The following is a 15,277-nucleotide window of genomic DNA, read 5'->3' on the forward strand; positions in this document are numbered from 1 at the left end:
ACCGCCGGGGTTTTGAAACGCTTCATTCTTCCCGCCCGGACGGCGCAAAAAACGCTGATCTGTCAGTCCGGCGCATTTTCTTCCGAAAGCGCCATCGCCGCAGCCCATTCCCGCCGCACATCCGCGTCCGTCTCACGCGGGAGCCAGACCCGGGCGAGGCCGGCGATCCCTTCCGGCGCAAGACGCGCCAGAGCCCAAACCGCCATCGCCCGCACGAGCGGCGAAACATCGCCAAGCTTCTCCGCCACGAGTTCCGCGAGCGAAAAATCCCCCGAATTGCCCGCCGCGATCAGAACATTGCGAGAAAAACGCGAAAACCCGATTCGCTTGACAGGCCCCCCCGCAAACAGCGCGCGAAAAGCGGCGTCGTCGAGGCGAAGCAGATCGCTCAGCGCAGGGGCCAATAAATCCCCACGCGGCAAAAGCTTGATGTCCCGCGCCGTTTTGGCGAATTTATTCCACGGGCAGACGGCGAGACAATCGTCGCAGCCATAGATGCGGTTGCCGATGGCGGCGCGAAACTCTTCCGCGATATGGCCCTTGTGCTCAATGGTGAGGTAGGAGATGCAGCGGCGCGCGTCGAGCGCGTAAGGCCGGGGAAAGGCTTGCGTCGGACAAATATCGAGGCAGGCGCGGCATTGGCCGCAATGGTCGCGCTCCGGCGCATCCTCAGTCAGCGGCAGGTTCGTGAAGATCGAGCCGAGGAAGAGCCAGGAGCCGAAATCGCGCGAGACAAGATTTGTGTGCTTGCCCTGCCAGCCAAGCCCCGCCGCCTGCGCCAGCGGCTTTTCCATGACGGGCGCGGTGTCGACGAACACCTTGAACTGCGGCGCCTCGAAGCCTTGCCCCTCTGCCGCGCTCGCAAGCCATGAGGCGAGCTGCTTCAGGCGCCCCTTGATGACGTCATGATAATCGCGATGGCGGGCGTAGACCGAAATATTGCCGGCGCTTCTGTCCGCAAGGGCCGCCAGCGGATCGCCGGGCGGCCCGTAATTGGCCGCCAGCATCACAATGCTCGCGGCCTCCGGCCAAAGGCTGCGCGGATCGGAGCGGCGCTCTTGCGTCTCCTCGAGCCAGTCCATGTCGCCGGCGGCGCCCGTGGCAAGCCAGGCGCCAAAGCGCTCGCCCGCGCCCTCGGCGGCGGACGGATGGGTGATTTTGCAGATATCGAACCCCAGCTCTCGCGCTTTCGTTTGCAGCCGCGCCGAAAAGGCCGCGCTCAGAAGTCGAGGTCCGCGTAGACCGGCGCGGGGCTGAGGCCCGGCAGGCGATCGGCAAGCAGGGAGCGGAAGGCCGGGCGCGACTTCACCCTGGAATACCAGAGCTTTGCCGTTTCGTATTCTTCCCATGGCACATCGCCCAGAAAATCGACGCAGGACAATTGGGCGGCGGCGGCGAGATCGGCATAGGTAAGTCGATCTCCCGCGAGCCATTTCCGGCTGCCGGCGAGATAGCTGACATAGCGCATATGGGTGCGGATGTTGGATCGCGCCGCACGCACCAGCTCCATGTCCGGCGCGCCTCCGCCCCGCTCGCGCGGCATGTAGCGCTTATAGACCTTTTCCGTCACGAGCCAATCGGTGACTTCGCGGAAGAATTTCTGGCCGAACCAGTCCATCAGCCGGCGCACTTCGATGCGCGAAAGCGGATCTTCCGGCAGCAGCCTGTGCTTGCCGAGCGCGAGACCGCGGGTTTCGTCGAAATATTCGGCGATGGTCGACGGGCCGGGCACGACCGTTGACGGATGCTCCACCAGAACTGGCGTCTGACCAGCCGGATCGAGGATCAGGAAATCACGCCTGCGCTCATGGACGTTTTCCTCAATGAGTTGCGGTTCGATCCCGTATTCCCCGAGAAGGAGCCTGACGAAACGCGAATGGGCGCAGAGCGGATGATGATAGAGCGTTATCATTCAGCTTCGTGTTCGATTGAGGATCGGGCGGACTGCGGCGAAAGGCGTTCGAAGGACCCCCAGCTGCGATGCGGCTTGAGGAAGGCTTCCCAAGTTGCGGTGAATAATTCGTTAAGCTCGCGACGCCAAGGCGAGGGGGCGGCCCGGGCGCCGAATGGGTTGACAGCGCGGACGGACGCAATCAGGACCAGCTGCGAGCATATCTGGAAAGTCGCGTCGCCCAGCCTTTGTCAGTTGATCTTGGCCGCGGCCCACGAAGCCAACGAACATCAATCCCGGCTTCGGAACGCGAGATACATCAGGACGAGATAAAGTCCTGGTATAATCACCATAATCCCAAAAATAATTGGATTTGGAATCTCGCAACTACGAGTCGTGACATAATAGAAAAATACCGCGTCGACGATCAGCAGGAAAGCGAGCCCTATGTACCAAGGGGTAAGCGGGTTGCGCCTGAGTGCTTCGACCATTATCGATCCTCGTGAACTCGAGCCAAAACTGGATTGTCCTTAATCACTTTATGAGGACCTCAGCATTGACGACGCGCAAGCAGCACAGCCGCAATAACGGGATTCTTTGAGTTTGCATCACGCTCATCCGAAAGCCGGCTCCGACGCTTCGGAAATGACGCTCAGGCCTCGACTTCCTCGCGCGGGATGACGTCGACCGAAACGTCGACGTCCTGCTCGCGCGTGCCGAGGATAATACCGGCGACCGGGGAAATGTCGGCGTAATCGCGTCCGCGCGCCAAAGTGATGTGGTCATTGCCGATCATCATGGAGTTGGTCGGATCAAGATCGACCCAGCCGACATCCGCGCCGCACCAGAGCGTCACCCAGGCGTGCATGGCGTCCGCGCCTTCGAGGCGCTTCTTGCCCGGCGGCGGAATGGTGCGGATGTAGCCGCTGACATAGGCCGCTGGCAGGCCGAGCCCGCGCAGCGCCGCGATCATGATATGCGCGAAATCCTGGCAGACGCCGCGCCGTTTCTCGAAAGCTTCCGAGATCGGCGTCGAGACGACGGTCGCTTTGGTGTCATATTTGAAATCCGCGCGGATGCGCTGCATCAGATCGACGGCGCCTTCGAGAACCGGGCGGCGGGGCGTGAAGCTTGGTCGCGCATATTCGACGGCGGGCGCAAAACGCGGCACGAACCGGCTCGGATGCAGGAAATGAGCGGGCGAGGCCTTGTCGAGCGATTCGCTGTCGAAGGCCTCCTCGCGGACTTCCTCAAAGGGCCGCGTCGAAGCTGGCTCCGGCGGCGGATCGCGATGGATGTCGATGCTCGTATCGACCTCGACGATCAGGTCGCTATGCTCGGTGTCGATCGTCATGGACGATACGCGATTGCCGAAAAAGCAGACGCGTTCGACAATCTGCGATGGTTGCGGATCAATGCTCAGATGGCTGGACAGCACCGTCTGACCGGGCAGATCCATCGGCGACAGCCGCAAGGAGCAATGCGCGTACCGGACCGGCGTCCCATATTCGTACGTCGTCACGTGGTGAATGTCGTAGATCACGCAAGGCCGCTCCAACGGTCCGCCCGCGCACTATGCGGACCCTGCAGGAAATAGCGTGCGGCGATCGCTTCGGCCAGATCGAGCAGGCGTTTTTCGAAGCTCAGGATCTTGTCGGTGTCGAGCTCCGCCGCGACGGCTGTCGTGACTTCGGCGACGAGCTTGACGATCTGACGGCGCGGCTTCTCGGGCATTCCATCGTCGCTGAGCACGGGCAGATTTTGCAGATGGTCGTCCAGCCGCTCCAGCTGAAACGCGACGGAGCGCGGATTAAATGGGTCGAGCATGACCATGTCGCGAACCGTCGAAAGGCCGACGCCCATCAGATAGCGCGACCGATAGGTGATCTGGGAATCGGCGAGGTCGAGCAGGACTTCGAGATCGTCCGAAGGAGCGGTGGGGCCGGCGAACTGGCGCGCGAAGCGGCAGGAGTTGATGGCGCGCTCCACGCGCCGGCCGATGTCGAAGAGACGCCAGCCAGCGCCACGATTCATATTTTCCTGCGCAAGCCCCGAAAGCGCCGCGATGGCGCGCAGCGCGAGATCAGCCCGGTCATAGGCCTCGGCCTCGCTCAAAAGCGGCTTCTGATCGACGCCGAGCATCTGGTCAAGCTCGCCGATCAACCGCCAGGTATCGGCCGAGAGCCGTTCCCTTATGACCGAGGCGGCGCGGCGCGCATCGCGCACAAGCGAAAGCGCCGAGCCGTAGCTCTCCTCGCTGTGCAGGGCTACAGCACAGAGCGCCAACGGATTAGAGGCCGCCGATTTCGGCGCCGCGTGCCAGGCGACGAGGAGGGCGATCACCTTCGAGACAGTCCATGCCGTCGTCCCTGTTTCGGCGTCGGTATTGATCATCCGGCCGGCAAGACAGCGGATCAGACGCAAAGTCGCCTCGACCCTTTCGAGATAACGCCCGAGCCAGAACAGATTATCCGCGGCGCGGCTCGGCAGATTGCCCATCAGGCGGCGGATCCGCGCCGTCTCGTTGCTCGGCAGCAGGGTAATCATTTCGACGGGCTTGTCGGCGAGCACCCAGACGTCCGCCGACTGGACCCCTCCCCCCATCGACACGGCGCGCGCATCGGCGCGATCGGAGATGCGGCAGAAGCCGCCCGGCATGATGGTCCAGCCATTCTCCGTCCGCGCCGCATAGACGCGCAGGACGAAGGGGCGCGGCGTCAGCCGGTCGTCGTTCCAGACCGGCGTCGTCGACAGATTAACGACCTCCTGCCCGACATAGTCGATCCCCCTCTCGCCAATGGCGTCGATCAGCCGCGCCTTTTCATCCGCGTTGAGAAGCCCGGCGATGACCGGCTGGTTCTGCGGAAAGCGTAGAACCGGATTGCCGAAGGCGCCGCCAATCGCCAGATCGTCGAGATCCGCGATGACCGATGCGCGCTCCTTCTGCTGACCGCACCACCAGGTTGCGATGTTCGGCAGGCGCAACTCCTCGCCAAGAAGTTTGCGGCAGAGCTTCGGCATGAAGCTCATCATCACGGGCGCCTCGAGCACGCCGGAGCCAAGCGCATTGGCGAGCATGACCCCGCCCTCGCGCACGGCCTCGACAAGGCCCGCGACGCCAAGACGCGATTGGCTGTTGAGTTCAAGCGGATCGGCGAAATCGCCGTCGATGCGGCGCCAGATGACGTCGGCGCGTTTCAGTCCGGCGATGGTGCGCACGTGGACTTTGCCGTCACGCACGGTGAGGTCGCCGCCCTCGACCAGAATGAAGCCGAGATAGCGCGCAAGATAGGCCTGCTCGAAATAGGTTTCGTTCAGAGGGCCGGGTGTCCAGAGGCAGATGCGGGGATCGGATCGCTCGGCGAGCGAGGTCAGCCCGTAGCGGAACGCCTGGAAGAAGGGCGCGAGGCGCTCGACGTTCATGTCGCGGTAGAGCGCCGGGAAGGCGCGCGACAGCACGAGCCGGTTGGCGAGCGCGTAGCCGGCGCCCGAGGGCGCCTGGGCGCGATCGCCGAGCACCCACCAGCGCCCGTCGGGACCGCGCCCGAGGTCGGCTGCGTAGAAATGCAGAAAACGCCCGCCGGGCGGCGTCACGCCATGCAGCGGATGCAGGAAATCGGCGGAGCCTGTGACAGCCGCAGCGGGAAGATCGCCGGCGGCGATCAGAGCGCCTTCGCCATAGATATCGGCGACGATGCGCTCCATCAGTTCGGCGCGCTGTTCGATTCCCGCCGCGATTTCGCGCCACTCATTCGCTTCGATCAGCAGGGGCAAATGCGAGAGAGGCCAGGTGCGCTCGCGCGTATCGCCATAGCTGCGATAGGAGACGCCGGAATCGTGAATATGCCGATCCGCCGTCGCGAAGCGGCGGCCGATGTCGTCCGCGCCAAGATCCGTCAACGAATTGAGATAGCGCAGCCAATAATCGCGCGGGCGGCCATCGGGGCCGATGAACTCGTCAGGGATGCCGGGCAGCGGCTTGTAATCCGCGATGAGCGCGGCCAGCCGCTCCGAGGCGGTCGATTCCTTACTGGTCGGGAGCGCGTCGCTGATGTTCATGGATCTATTGCTTTGGCCTGAACGATTTGAGGATCGCCGGGTCAGTCTCGAGCCTCGCGGCGCCGATGAGATCGAGACAATAAGGCACCGCCGGAAACACCGCATTGAGGCAAGTTTCAATGGAGGCTGGTTTTCCTGGCAGATTTATGATGAGGCAAGGCCCTCGATGCGCGGCGATCTGGCGCGACAGGATGGCTGTTGGAACCTGCTTCAGGCTTTCCTGCCGCATCAGTTCGCCGAAACCTGGCAGCACGCGAGGCGCAGCGGCCTCGGTCGCCTCGGGCGTCAGATCGCGCGGAGCGGGCCCCGTGCCTCCCGTCGTCAGGATCAGGTCGCAACGGGCTTTGTCCGCAAGATCGATCAATGCGTCCCGCACCGACTCGAACCCGTCGGGAATGATCCGCTTGATGGTCTCAAAAGGGCTCGTCAGAATCCGCGTCAGATAGGCGATGATGGCCGGCCCGCTTTGATCCTCATATTGGCCGACGCTGGCGCGGTCGGAGATCGTGACCACGCCGATTTTGGCCGCGCGCTTGCCGTCGTCCCCCATTTCCGCGTCCGCCATTCTCGACCCTTCTTCGACATTGGCCGGCGTTGACGCCGGCAAGAGGGTCTTATAGCGCAAAGCGGGGCGATGGTTCTGGAAAAAAGGCGGGCGCCGCCCTTGTCCCTGAGCATCGGCGCGAAAACAATTTTACTACAGGTCACTTTCGTTCGACTTGAGCAAGACTGTTGAGCAAGGACCCATTCCGTGCGGATTGGCGCCTCGACAGGCTTCAATATTGGCCAGATCTCGGCACGGGTTATTTTTCGCGCAGGATGACGATATTTTGTTCAACGCCGCCGCCTGACGCCGGCCCCGATTGAAACCACGGCGCAAAACCCTTTGATGCGTGTCTACTTCCGCTCCGGCGCAAAATTCTGATTGGTGAACGGCGATGACGTCGGCGTTTGAATCTTGACGAAGCCGACCTCCCCCGCCTCGTGGCAGGCGTTGCACGCCGCCGTCAGCTCGGCAAAGCTTTTCGCCAGCTTCACCGGGTCCTTCGCCGCCGCGCCGTCCTTTAGCGCTTCGAGCGGTTTTGCGGCCGCGGTGACAAATTCGATCGGTATGTTGCGATACAGCATCGCGGCGGCCGCGAAGCCGTCTTCAAGCAGCGTCGCTTCAAAATTGACGAGGCCCCAATTCTTCGCCTTGATCGCCTGCCAGAGCTTGATATGCCGCAACTGCGCGGCGCTCATGATGTCGCCGAGGCTGATCAGATAGGTGTCGAGCGACTTTTCGAGAGGCGGGCGGGCGAACGGCACGTCGTCGCCGAGAGCGCCGGGCGCGAGCGCAACCATTGCAAGAGCCGCCAGGGCCACACGTTTCATGATCAAACTCTTCATGACTTCTCAATCTCCCGGGGCATTGTGAGACAAGGCGAAGCGGCGACCGCTTCGCGCAAGGCCGATGCGCCAAAATCAAAGGAACGGAACACCTTCCGGCTTTTCCTGAAAGCCGAAACAGGCGGCGCGACGGGCCGGGCGTCAATGCCCGACGAAGGGTTCCCTCGGCGCCTTCAAACTGACCCCATCGCGGCGGCATGGCAAGCCTTGGCTCAAGCCTTTACACAGTGGTGCGCCGCGCCGTGATCGAAAAGGCGAGGAGACGATTTTTCTCGCAGAAGTCCCGATACGGCAATTGTCTGCCGCTTCGGCTAGGCTTAACAGAACAGATGCGTGATTTTGCACGAACTCTCTGGCCGGCCCCACCTCGTTCCCCAAACGGAGCTGACTGCATGCGATCGATGATGCGCCTTTTCGTCGCGACTCTTTGTCTGTCGGCATTTGGCCCATGCGCCCTCCCCGCTGCGGCGGCCACCTGCCGCGACCCGGCCGGATTCGAAGCTTTCATCGCCAGCATAAAGAAAGAAGCCGCGGCGCAAGGCGTTTCTGCGGACGCGATCAGCGCTCTCGACGACGTCGCCTATGATCCGAGCGTCATTTCGAGAGACCACGGCCAACGCGTCTTTCATCAAAGCTTCGAGCAATTCTCCGACCGCATGGTCAATTCCTATCGCTTGCACAAAGGCGCGAATCTGCTGAAGCAATATGCTTCGGTTTTCAGCCGCATCGAACAGGCCTATGGGGTGCCGGGTCCCGTCATCGTCGCGATCTGGGGACTTGAGACCGATTTCGGCGCGGTCAACGGCTCAACGCCGACCTTGCCCGCGCTGGCGACGCTCGCCTTTGACTGCCGCCGGACGGACAAATTTCAGGCCGAGCTGATCGACGCTTTGCGCCTCATCCAGCGCGGCGACCTCGCGCCGTCCGCCATGCGCGGCGCCTGGGCCGGCGAACTCGGCCAAACGCAGTTCATGCCTTCGTCCTATTTGAAATTCGCAGTCGACTTCGATGGCAACGGACGCCGCGATCTGATCCATGACGTGCCGGACGTGCTCGCTTCGACGGCCAATTATTTGAAGGGCTATGGCTGGCTGCCTGACGCCGGCTGGGAGCCGGGCCAGCCGAATTTCGCCGTCATCCAGCAATGGAACGCGGCGGACGTCTATTCGCGGACAATCGCGCTGTTCGCCACGAAACTGGCCGCGACCATGTAGAGCATGACGCCGGAAAGTTGCAGACTCTTCGGACCCAGACAGACGCCGATCGCCGGGATCGCCGCGTCCCTTCAGCGCCCGCCTCCGTCGATCTGTTTGCCGACAATCGCGATGGCCTGCTGATAGACCGTGGCCGCATTCCAGGCCTGGATCGCCGCGAAATTGGCTTCGCCCGGCTGGTATCCGGCGCCCGCGCTCCAGCCATGGGCCTTGAGGAAATTCGCCGTCGAGCTGAGCGCTCCAGCTGCGGTCTCGAGGCTGCCGCCCGTGCCATATTCCAAAATGGTCTTGGGCAGGAATTGCGTCTGGCCGATCTCGCCATGCATCGAGCCGCGCGCGTTCGCCGACAGGGAGCCTCGATCGATCAGTGTGAGCGCCGCGTAGAGCTGATCGGTGAAATAGGCGCTGCGGCGGCAGTCATAGGCGAGCGTCGCCACCGAGGAGAGCGCATGCTGATTGCCGTGGACGGCGCCAAAGCCTGTCTCGAAACCCCAGATGGCGATGAGCGGCCCCGGCGGGACGCCGTAGCGCTGCTGGATCGACGCAAAGAGCGCCGCGTTGGACTGCTTGAGCGCGCGCCCGCGCGAGGCAATGGCCGAGCCGCCGCGCTTGGCGAGAAACTGGTCGAGCGACACATGGAAGCCATGCTGGCCACGGTCGGCCCCAATCGTCGCAGCTGAATAATTCGTGCCCAGAACCGCGGAGATCCCGGCGGCGCCGACGCCCCTTGCCTTCGCCTCTTCGGCGAACTGTCTCTTCCACGCATCGAAGCCGGCCGCCGAATTGCCGCACTGCGCGGCGCCCGCTTTTCCGGGCATCCATGCGAGCGCCATCAAGGCTGCGACCGCGATTGTCCTGAATTGACCGCCCTTCGTCATTAAGCCCCCCCTCCACGCCCGTTGCATCGGGCGAATCGCCGGCTCGCCATCCCCATCGAACTGGCGTGTGCGCACTTTAAGGTCGCCGCTCTTCCTGTCAAAGCGTTGCGCCGGCTCGAGACGCCGCTTCGCAACTCCCCGGCATGCGCGTTTTTATTGAAAATGATGATACTGCCGCCAATAGGGCGTGCGCCGTAGATGCTGATGCCTGCGGCCGCGGACTGGCTCCGGATTGCCGAGTGCGTTGGGGCCAAGGCTCTGAGGCACGGGATCTGGAATGAGATGCTGATGCCGGCTCACAGGGGGCGCGCCGCCGCCAAGCTGTCCTGTGCTCCCGACGCCCTCCGGGTATGGCGCGGGGATCAGCTGCTGGGCGGCGCGGGCGGCGGGAAATGGCGGCACGGCGCCCGCGATAAAAACCGCAACTGCGAATATTGCTTTCCACATAGATATGCCCCCGTGCGCGACCCGGCCATCCAGACTCCGCCATGCGGCGCTACGCGTTGACCCGCTCGTAAAGGTCGTCCCAGTCGGGGTTGAGGTCATGAACGAGCGCGAGCTTCCACACGCGCGGCCAGTGCTTGAGGTTTTTCTCCCGCTGCAACGCATCACGGATGTCTTCGTACCGTTCATAATAGATCAGCCGTTTCAAGCCATACCGCTTGGTGAAGCCGTCGACGACGCCTTGTCGATGCTCAAAGGCGCGGCGCGAGAGGTCGCTCGTCACGCCGATGTAGAGCGCGCCGTCGCGTCTGTTGGACATGATGTAAACATAGCCGCCCTTCATCGTTGAGGAGGTTAATCGCTTTTCCGCCTCGCGTCATGCCCGTCCCCGGACTTGATCCGGGGATTGACCCGGCCATCCAGACTCCCGGTGCTGGCGGTTGGATGCCCGGATCAAGTCCGGGCATGACGCCTCAAGGGATGGCGCCTCGATGCCTAGTCCGGGCATGACGAGCGTTGCGACCCGTCCCTCAATCTCGTCATGGCCGGGCCCGACCCGGCCATCCAGACTCCCGCCGGCGGCTATTGGATGCCCGGATCAAGTCCGGGCATGACGTCTCAAGGGATGGCGCCTTGATGCCCGTCCCCGGGCCAAGTCCGGGCATGACGAGCGTTGCGAGCGCGCGTCCGATTGTCATGGCCGGGATTGAAGCGTCGCCCAGCGATTGCCGGAGAGCATTTCATTTTAAATGCGCTGCGCGAGTTCTCAAAACACCCCCGTTTTCAACGCAAAATCTGCTTTCCAATAGGGTTGATAAATGCGCAAAACAAGTATGTCATTGAATTTTCGCCTCCCACATCTCAAGAACAGACCGAACGATCCCCGCCAAAGGCTGCTCTGTGCCGTCATCATGTGTTACAATCACAATTGATGCCTCGTTGAACATTGCTGTATTAAATGGCGCACCGAATATTCCGGGAATTCTGGTAATTTGATCTGATGATGATAGCTTTCGATCAGTTCCTATTGTCAGGCGGTCATGTTTTGATGCATTGGCAATGTCCATGATTAATCGAAAATCAGGGCACTCTTTTCGTGAAGTTCTTTTAAAGTCTCGCGCAAAATCTTAGGTGTTGCGTTTTTGTTGTTTTCTATGTTCCAATAGTCAGCCGTATGAAAAAGAACGATGGCAGCTAAACGACCCCGCCGAATATCTCTCACATCACGGAAAAACTCATCAACTGTCGGCTTAACAGTCCCACGGAAAAAGCGCTCCGCTCCTGTGGACATTGCAGCGCGTCCTTCTACTAGCGCGTTCCAACCTGCTTCCATCGGATACGCCAGCTTTGCTAGTCGCGTAAGCCCCATTGTGAAACGTCCAAAACAATTGAGTTTAGCCCCCTCACCTTGACATCCCCTTGAACGTCCGCGTGCCGCCCTTCCCCGCCGCGCTGCGGGGCGCCGGCCGTGCGCCCGCCCTCGGCTTGGCCTCGCCGCCGCCGAAATTATGCGGCCCCATTTCGTCATCGGTCGGCTTGTGCGGACGGCTCGCCGGCAGATTGGCGGCGCCGCCATATTTGCGCTGGCCTTTATAGGCCCCCGCCTCGGACTCGACGTCGCGCTGGCTCGCCATAGGATCGTCGGAGACGGCGAGTTCGACCGCCTGCAACCGCTTCAACTCGTCGCGCAGGCGCGCGGCCGTCTCGAAATCGAGATCAGCGGCGGCGGCGCGCATGCGCTTTTCAAGATCCGCGATGGTCGCCTTGAAATTATGGCCGACCAGATTCTGCGCCCCCGCAAATCCCGCGTCGACGGTGACATGATCCTGCTCATAGACGGAGCCGAGAATGTCCTGAATGCCGCGCTTGATCGATTCCGGCGTGATGCCATGCTCGGCGTTATAAGCCATCTGCTTGTCGCGCCGCCGGTTGGTTTCGGCGATGGCGCGGTTCATCGAGCCGGTCATATGATCGGCGTAGAGAATGACCTTGCCGTCGACATTGCGCGCGGCGCGGCCGATGGTCTGCACCAGAGAGGTTTCGCTGCGCAAAAACCCTTCCTTATCGGCGTCGAGAATGGCGACGAGGCTGCATTCTGGAATGTCCAGACCTTCGCGTAAAAGATTGATGCCGACCAGCGCGTCGAAGGCGCCAAGGCGCAGATCGCGAATGATCTCGATGCGCTCGATCGTGTCTATGTCGGAATGCATGTAGCGCACGCGCACGCCATGTTCGTGCAGATATTCGGTGAGGTCCTCGGCCATTCTTTTGGTCAGAACGGTGATGAGGCTGCGATAGCCCCTCAGCGCGACCTCCCGCACCTCGCCGAGCAGATCATCGACCTGCGTGCGCGCCGGGCGGATCTCCACCGGCGGGTCGATGAGGCCGGTCGGACGAATAACCTGCTCGACGAAGACGCCGCCCGTGCGCTCCATCTCCCATGTCCCCGGCGTCGCCGAGACATGCACTGTTTGCGGGCGCATCGCCTCCCATTCCTCGAAGCGCAAGGGCCTGTTGTCGAGGCAGGAGGGCAGCCGGAAGCCATATTCGGCGAGCGTCGCCTTGCGCCGGAAGTCGCCGCGATACATGGCGCCGATCTGCGGCACGGTGACGTGGGATTCATCCGCGAATACGAGAGCGTTGTCGGGCAGATATTCAAACAGGGTCGGCGGCGGCTCGCCGGGACGCCGGCCGGTGAGATAGCGCGAATAATTCTCGATGCCGGCGCAGGAGCCCGTCGCCTCCAGCATTTCAAGATCGAATATCGTGCGCTGTTCGAGCCTTTGCGCTTCGAGCAGGCGGCCGGCGCCGTTGAGCTCGCCAAGGCGCTGCTTCAGCTCGGATTTAATGCCCTTGATCGACTGCAAAAGAGTCGGCCGCGGCGTCACATAATGCGAATTGGCGTAGACTTTGACGAATTCGAGATCCTGCGTTTTCTTGCCGGTCAGAGGATCGAATTCGGCGATCGTCTCGATCGAATCGCCGAAGAAATTGATGCGCCATGCGCGATCTTCATAGTGGGCGGGGAACAGTTCAATTGTATCCCCGCGCACGCGAAAAACGCCGCGCGAGAAATCGCCGGCTGAACGCTTATATTGCAGCGCGACGAGATCGGCGATGAGCTGGCGCTGATCGATTCGCTCGCCCGCCTTCACGGTAAAGGTCATCGCCGTATAGGTCTCGACCGACCCTATGCCGTAGATGCAGGAGACGGAGGCGACGATGATGACGTCGTCGCGCTCGAGCAGCGCGCGCGTCGCCGCGTGCCGCATGCGGTCGATCTGTTCGTTGATCGAACTCTCTTTCTCAATATAAGTGTCCGAGCGCGGCACATAGGCTTCCGGCTGGTAATAATCGTAATAGGAAACGAAATACTCGACGGCGTTATCTGGAAAGAAGCTCTTGAACTCACCGTAGAGCTGGGCCGCCAGAGTTTTATTAGGCGCAAGAACCAGCGCCGGGCGATTGGTCCGCTCAATCACCTGCGCCATGGTGAAAGTCTTGCCTGAACCTGTGACGCCGAGCAGCACCTGATCGCGCTCATGCGCTGCGATGCCCTTGACGAGTTCTTCGATCGCCGTCGGCTGATCGCCTTTCGGCTCATACTCGGAGACGATCTTGAACGGGACGCCGCCCTCCGATTTGTCGGGGCGCGCCGGGCGGTGCGGCGTCCAGGGTTTTTTCTCGCGCAGATTGGGGTCGCCGCGTTCAAGCAGATCTTTCAGCGAATCGATCGTCGCCGCGGCGCCGCTGACGCCATCCGGCTGATAAAGAGCGGCTGAGGGCGCCCGCTGCTCCAGATCGTCGAGACCGAGCGAAGCCTTGAGCTTAGCGTCGATCCGCGAAACAGGCTCCGCCTCATAGGCGGCCGCAGGCGCTTCGGAAAAACCCGAATGGCGTTGGTTCAGCGCCGGATTGAGGAGAGCGGCGAGGTGCTCGCCCAACGGCTGCACGTCGGGCCTGGAGGCCTTCGAGCGCGGCGTTTTCGGCTTCCCTGATTTAGTGGGCGAGTGAGGCGGCTTGGACATGGCTCCAATATGGGGTGAAAAGCGCGCCGAACAAACCGGACTCCGCGGTCAAATTTTAGCCGGGTTCCCCCGCCGTGACGCTCAGCGCGCAAGGTCGCCCCACGTTGGCCTTTATCTTACGCAACTCTAACGCGAAATCTCGGCTCTGTATTCGCGTTATGACGCGTTTGATAAGGAGACCCCGTGAAGCGATCCTTGAAAATCGCAGTCGGAATTGCAACTTCCGGCCGTCCAGCCATTTTGAGAGAGACATTGCGCGAACTTTCGCGCCAGTCTCGTCTGCCCGATTGCGTCTTTGTCTGTCCGGCTGACCGGACGGATTATGACGCCGCCGAAGCCGTGAGCTTGCCCTTTCCGGTGTTCGTCGCCAAAGGCCCGCGCGGATTGTGCCATCAGCGAAATGCGATCATCGACTTGGCGCACGCGTTCGATGTGCTGGTTTTCTTCGACGATGATTTCCTGGCGTTTCCTTCTTATCTGGCCGAACTTGAGCAATGCTTCACTGCGCAGCCCGAGATCGTCGCCGCGACGGGACACATCATCGCCGACGGCGCCTCGGGACCGGGCCTGAACGTCGCCGCCGGACTCGGTGCGCTGGCCTCCTTCGACGATGCGACGATTGAGCGGCCCGTCACCGATACATACACGGCTTACGGCTGCAACATGGCCGTGCGCCTCGCGCCGGTTTACGAAAATGGGCTTCGCTTCGATGAGGCCCTGCCGCTTTACGCCTGGCTGGAAGACGTCGACCTATGCAGACAACTCAAGCCATACGGACGCATCGTCAAAAACGCTCGGATGGTCGGTGTTCACCTCGGCCATAAGGGCGGCCGCACGTCAGGGGTGCGATACGGCTATTCGCAAATCGCCAATCCGCTTTACCTTTGGCGCAAGGGCACGTTTCGTTTCAATCTTGCTTTGGATCATATGGCCCGCAATTTCCTGGCGAACTCAGGCAAAATGCTGCGGCCGGAGCCTTGGGTCGACCGGCGCGGCCGCGCCTATGGCAATGCGCTCGCGCTTTTGGATCTGGTCCGTGGGCGGCTGCATCCGACACGCATTCTCGATCTCGATTGAGTCCCGCGCGTGTCTTTGCCCTGCTGATCTCGTGATTTTTCCGCAAAAAACCGGAGTCTGAAAACGCCACGGCCCCGACCTCAGAGGCCCTCCATGACAACGCCAAGCAACAAGGCCGCATAGGCCGCGCCCAGCACCCAGAATCGATGCGTGCTGACATAATGACCGACGATCGGGACACGCCAGTAAAGCGTTGCAATGACCAGCGCCGCCAGGACCACCGAAACAAGAAAAATAGGAAAGCCTGGCGGCGAGAGTCTGAAGCGCATGAAATCGTCCGAATCGCTAATGAGCCTA

The 15,277-nt window shown here is 61.8% G+C and carries 16 protein-coding genes; 2 read left to right on the forward strand and 14 right to left on the reverse strand.

Annotated elements, in window-relative coordinates; all coding sequences use genetic code 11:
* Window positions 1-62: 62 nt before the first annotated feature.
* From queG to SIN04_RS11830, 7 genes are all read right to left on the reverse strand, one after another.
* Window positions 63-1,223, reverse strand: a complete 1,161-nt coding sequence (gene queG, locus SIN04_RS11800) for a tRNA epoxyqueuosine(34) reductase QueG (protein WP_423136027.1) — start codon at window positions 1,221-1,223, stop codon at window positions 63-65.
* Window positions 1,220-1,912 (reverse strand): glutathione S-transferase family protein, encoded by a 693-nt coding sequence (locus tag SIN04_RS11805; RefSeq protein WP_134489399.1) that lies wholly within the window; start codon window positions 1,910-1,912, stop codon window positions 1,220-1,222. Before SIN04_RS11805 ends, queG begins: the two co-directional genes overlap by 4 nt.
* A 269-nt stretch (window positions 1,913-2,181) precedes the next feature.
* Entirely contained in the window at window positions 2,182-2,382 is a 201-nt protein-coding gene (locus SIN04_RS11810; protein WP_341263933.1) for a hypothetical protein, read from the reverse strand.
* A 161-nt stretch (window positions 2,383-2,543) separates the two neighbouring features.
* Window positions 2,544-3,434 carry a transglutaminase family protein gene (locus SIN04_RS11815; protein ID WP_134489403.1) on the reverse strand — a complete coding sequence of 297 codons (891 nt, stop codon included), beginning with the start codon at window positions 3,432-3,434 and terminating at the stop codon, window positions 2,544-2,546.
* Entirely contained in the window at window positions 3,431-5,950 is a 2,520-nt protein-coding gene (locus SIN04_RS11820) for a circularly permuted type 2 ATP-grasp protein (RefSeq protein ID WP_341263934.1), read from the reverse strand. Before SIN04_RS11820 ends, SIN04_RS11815 begins: the two co-directional genes overlap by 4 nt.
* A gap of 4 nt (window positions 5,951-5,954) precedes the next feature.
* A complete protein-coding gene (gene mog, locus SIN04_RS11825) occupies window positions 5,955-6,500 on the reverse strand; it encodes a molybdopterin adenylyltransferase (protein WP_134492473.1) in 546 nt (181 codons plus the stop codon).
* A gap of 347 nt (window positions 6,501-6,847) precedes the next feature.
* Window positions 6,848-7,324 (reverse strand): hypothetical protein, encoded by a 477-nt coding sequence (locus SIN04_RS11830; protein ID WP_134489405.1) that lies wholly within the window; start codon window positions 7,322-7,324, stop codon window positions 6,848-6,850.
* Window positions 7,325-7,731: 407 nt separating this feature from the next.
* On the opposite strand from SIN04_RS11830, the gene SIN04_RS11835 reads away from it, so the two are divergent.
* Window positions 7,732-8,553, forward strand: a complete 822-nt coding sequence (locus SIN04_RS11835) for a lytic murein transglycosylase (RefSeq protein ID WP_134489407.1) — start codon at window positions 7,732-7,734, stop codon at window positions 8,551-8,553.
* 71 nt (window positions 8,554-8,624) lie between these two features.
* Here the strand turns inward: SIN04_RS11835 and SIN04_RS11840 are convergent, their stop codons facing one another.
* The 6 genes from SIN04_RS11840 to uvrB form a co-directional block, all read right to left on the reverse strand.
* Window positions 8,625-9,431 carry a lytic murein transglycosylase gene (locus tag SIN04_RS11840; protein WP_134489409.1) on the reverse strand — a complete coding sequence of 269 codons (807 nt, stop codon included), beginning with the start codon at window positions 9,429-9,431 and terminating at the stop codon, window positions 8,625-8,627.
* 153 nt (window positions 9,432-9,584) lie between these two features.
* Window positions 9,585-9,878 (reverse strand): hypothetical protein, encoded by a 294-nt coding sequence (locus SIN04_RS11845; protein ID WP_134489411.1) that lies wholly within the window; start codon window positions 9,876-9,878, stop codon window positions 9,585-9,587.
* A gap of 49 nt (window positions 9,879-9,927) precedes the next feature.
* Entirely contained in the window at window positions 9,928-10,218 is a 291-nt protein-coding gene (locus SIN04_RS11850; protein WP_134489413.1) for a GIY-YIG nuclease family protein, read from the reverse strand.
* 493 nt (window positions 10,219-10,711) lie between these two features.
* Window positions 10,712-10,942, reverse strand: a complete 231-nt coding sequence (locus SIN04_RS11855; RefSeq protein ID WP_134489415.1) for a hypothetical protein — start codon at window positions 10,940-10,942, stop codon at window positions 10,712-10,714.
* 2 nt (window positions 10,943-10,944) lie between these two features.
* Window positions 10,945-11,244: a hypothetical protein gene (locus SIN04_RS11860; protein ID WP_134489417.1), complete on the reverse strand. Its 300-nt coding sequence runs from the start codon at window positions 11,242-11,244 to the stop codon at window positions 10,945-10,947.
* A 34-nt stretch (window positions 11,245-11,278) separates the two neighbouring features.
* Window positions 11,279-13,903, reverse strand: a complete 2,625-nt coding sequence (gene uvrB / locus SIN04_RS11865) for an excinuclease ABC subunit UvrB (protein WP_134489419.1) — start codon at window positions 13,901-13,903, stop codon at window positions 11,279-11,281.
* A 183-nt stretch (window positions 13,904-14,086) separates the two neighbouring features.
* On the opposite strand from uvrB, the gene SIN04_RS11870 reads away from it, so the two are divergent.
* Window positions 14,087-14,980 (forward strand): glycosyltransferase family 2 protein, encoded by an 894-nt coding sequence (locus SIN04_RS11870; RefSeq protein ID WP_244605782.1) that lies wholly within the window; start codon window positions 14,087-14,089, stop codon window positions 14,978-14,980.
* An 80-nt stretch (window positions 14,981-15,060) separates the two neighbouring features.
* On the opposite strand, the gene SIN04_RS11875 is transcribed toward SIN04_RS11870, so the two are convergent.
* Entirely contained in the window at window positions 15,061-15,249 is a 189-nt protein-coding gene (locus tag SIN04_RS11875; RefSeq protein WP_134489421.1) for a hypothetical protein, read from the reverse strand.
* Window positions 15,250-15,277: the final 28 nt, after the last annotated feature.

This window comes from Methylocella tundrae (assembly GCF_038024855.1).
Taxonomy (GTDB): domain Bacteria; phylum Pseudomonadota; class Alphaproteobacteria; order Rhizobiales; family Beijerinckiaceae; genus Methylocapsa; species Methylocapsa tundrae.

Coding starts and splice junctions, on each gene's coding strand:
- SIN04_RS11805 (WP_134489399.1), bottom strand. CDS start 1,912: ATGATAACGCTCTATCATCATCCGCTCTGCGCCCATTCGCGTTTCGTC.
- SIN04_RS11810 (WP_341263933.1), bottom strand. CDS start 2,382: ATGGTCGAAGCACTCAGGCGCAACCCGCTTACCCCTTGGTACATAGGG.
- SIN04_RS11820 (WP_341263934.1), bottom strand. CDS start 5,950: ATGAACATCAGCGACGCGCTCCCGACCAGTAAGGAATCGACCGCCTCG.
- mog (WP_134492473.1), bottom strand. CDS start 6,500: ATGGGGGACGACGGCAAGCGCGCGGCCAAAATCGGCGTGGTCACGATC.
- SIN04_RS11830 (WP_134489405.1), bottom strand. CDS start 7,324: ATGAAACGTGTGGCCCTGGCGGCTCTTGCAATGGTTGCGCTCGCGCCC.
- SIN04_RS11835 (WP_134489407.1), top strand. CDS start 7,732: ATGCGATCGATGATGCGCCTTTTCGTCGCGACTCTTTGTCTGTCGGCA.
- SIN04_RS11840 (WP_134489409.1), bottom strand. CDS start 9,431: ATGACGAAGGGCGGTCAATTCAGGACAATCGCGGTCGCAGCCTTGATG.
- SIN04_RS11845 (WP_134489411.1), bottom strand. CDS start 9,878: ATGTGGAAAGCAATATTCGCAGTTGCGGTTTTTATCGCGGGCGCCGTG.
- SIN04_RS11850 (WP_134489413.1), bottom strand. CDS start 10,218: ATGAAGGGCGGCTATGTTTACATCATGTCCAACAGACGCGACGGCGCG.
- SIN04_RS11855 (WP_134489415.1), bottom strand. CDS start 10,942: ATGGACATTGCCAATGCATCAAAACATGACCGCCTGACAATAGGAACT.
- SIN04_RS11860 (WP_134489417.1), bottom strand. CDS start 11,244: ATGGGGCTTACGCGACTAGCAAAGCTGGCGTATCCGATGGAAGCAGGT.
- uvrB (WP_134489419.1), bottom strand. CDS start 13,903: ATGTCCAAGCCGCCTCACTCGCCCACTAAATCAGGGAAGCCGAAAACG.
- SIN04_RS11875 (WP_134489421.1), bottom strand. CDS start 15,249: ATGCGCTTCAGACTCTCGCCGCCAGGCTTTCCTATTTTTCTTGTTTCG.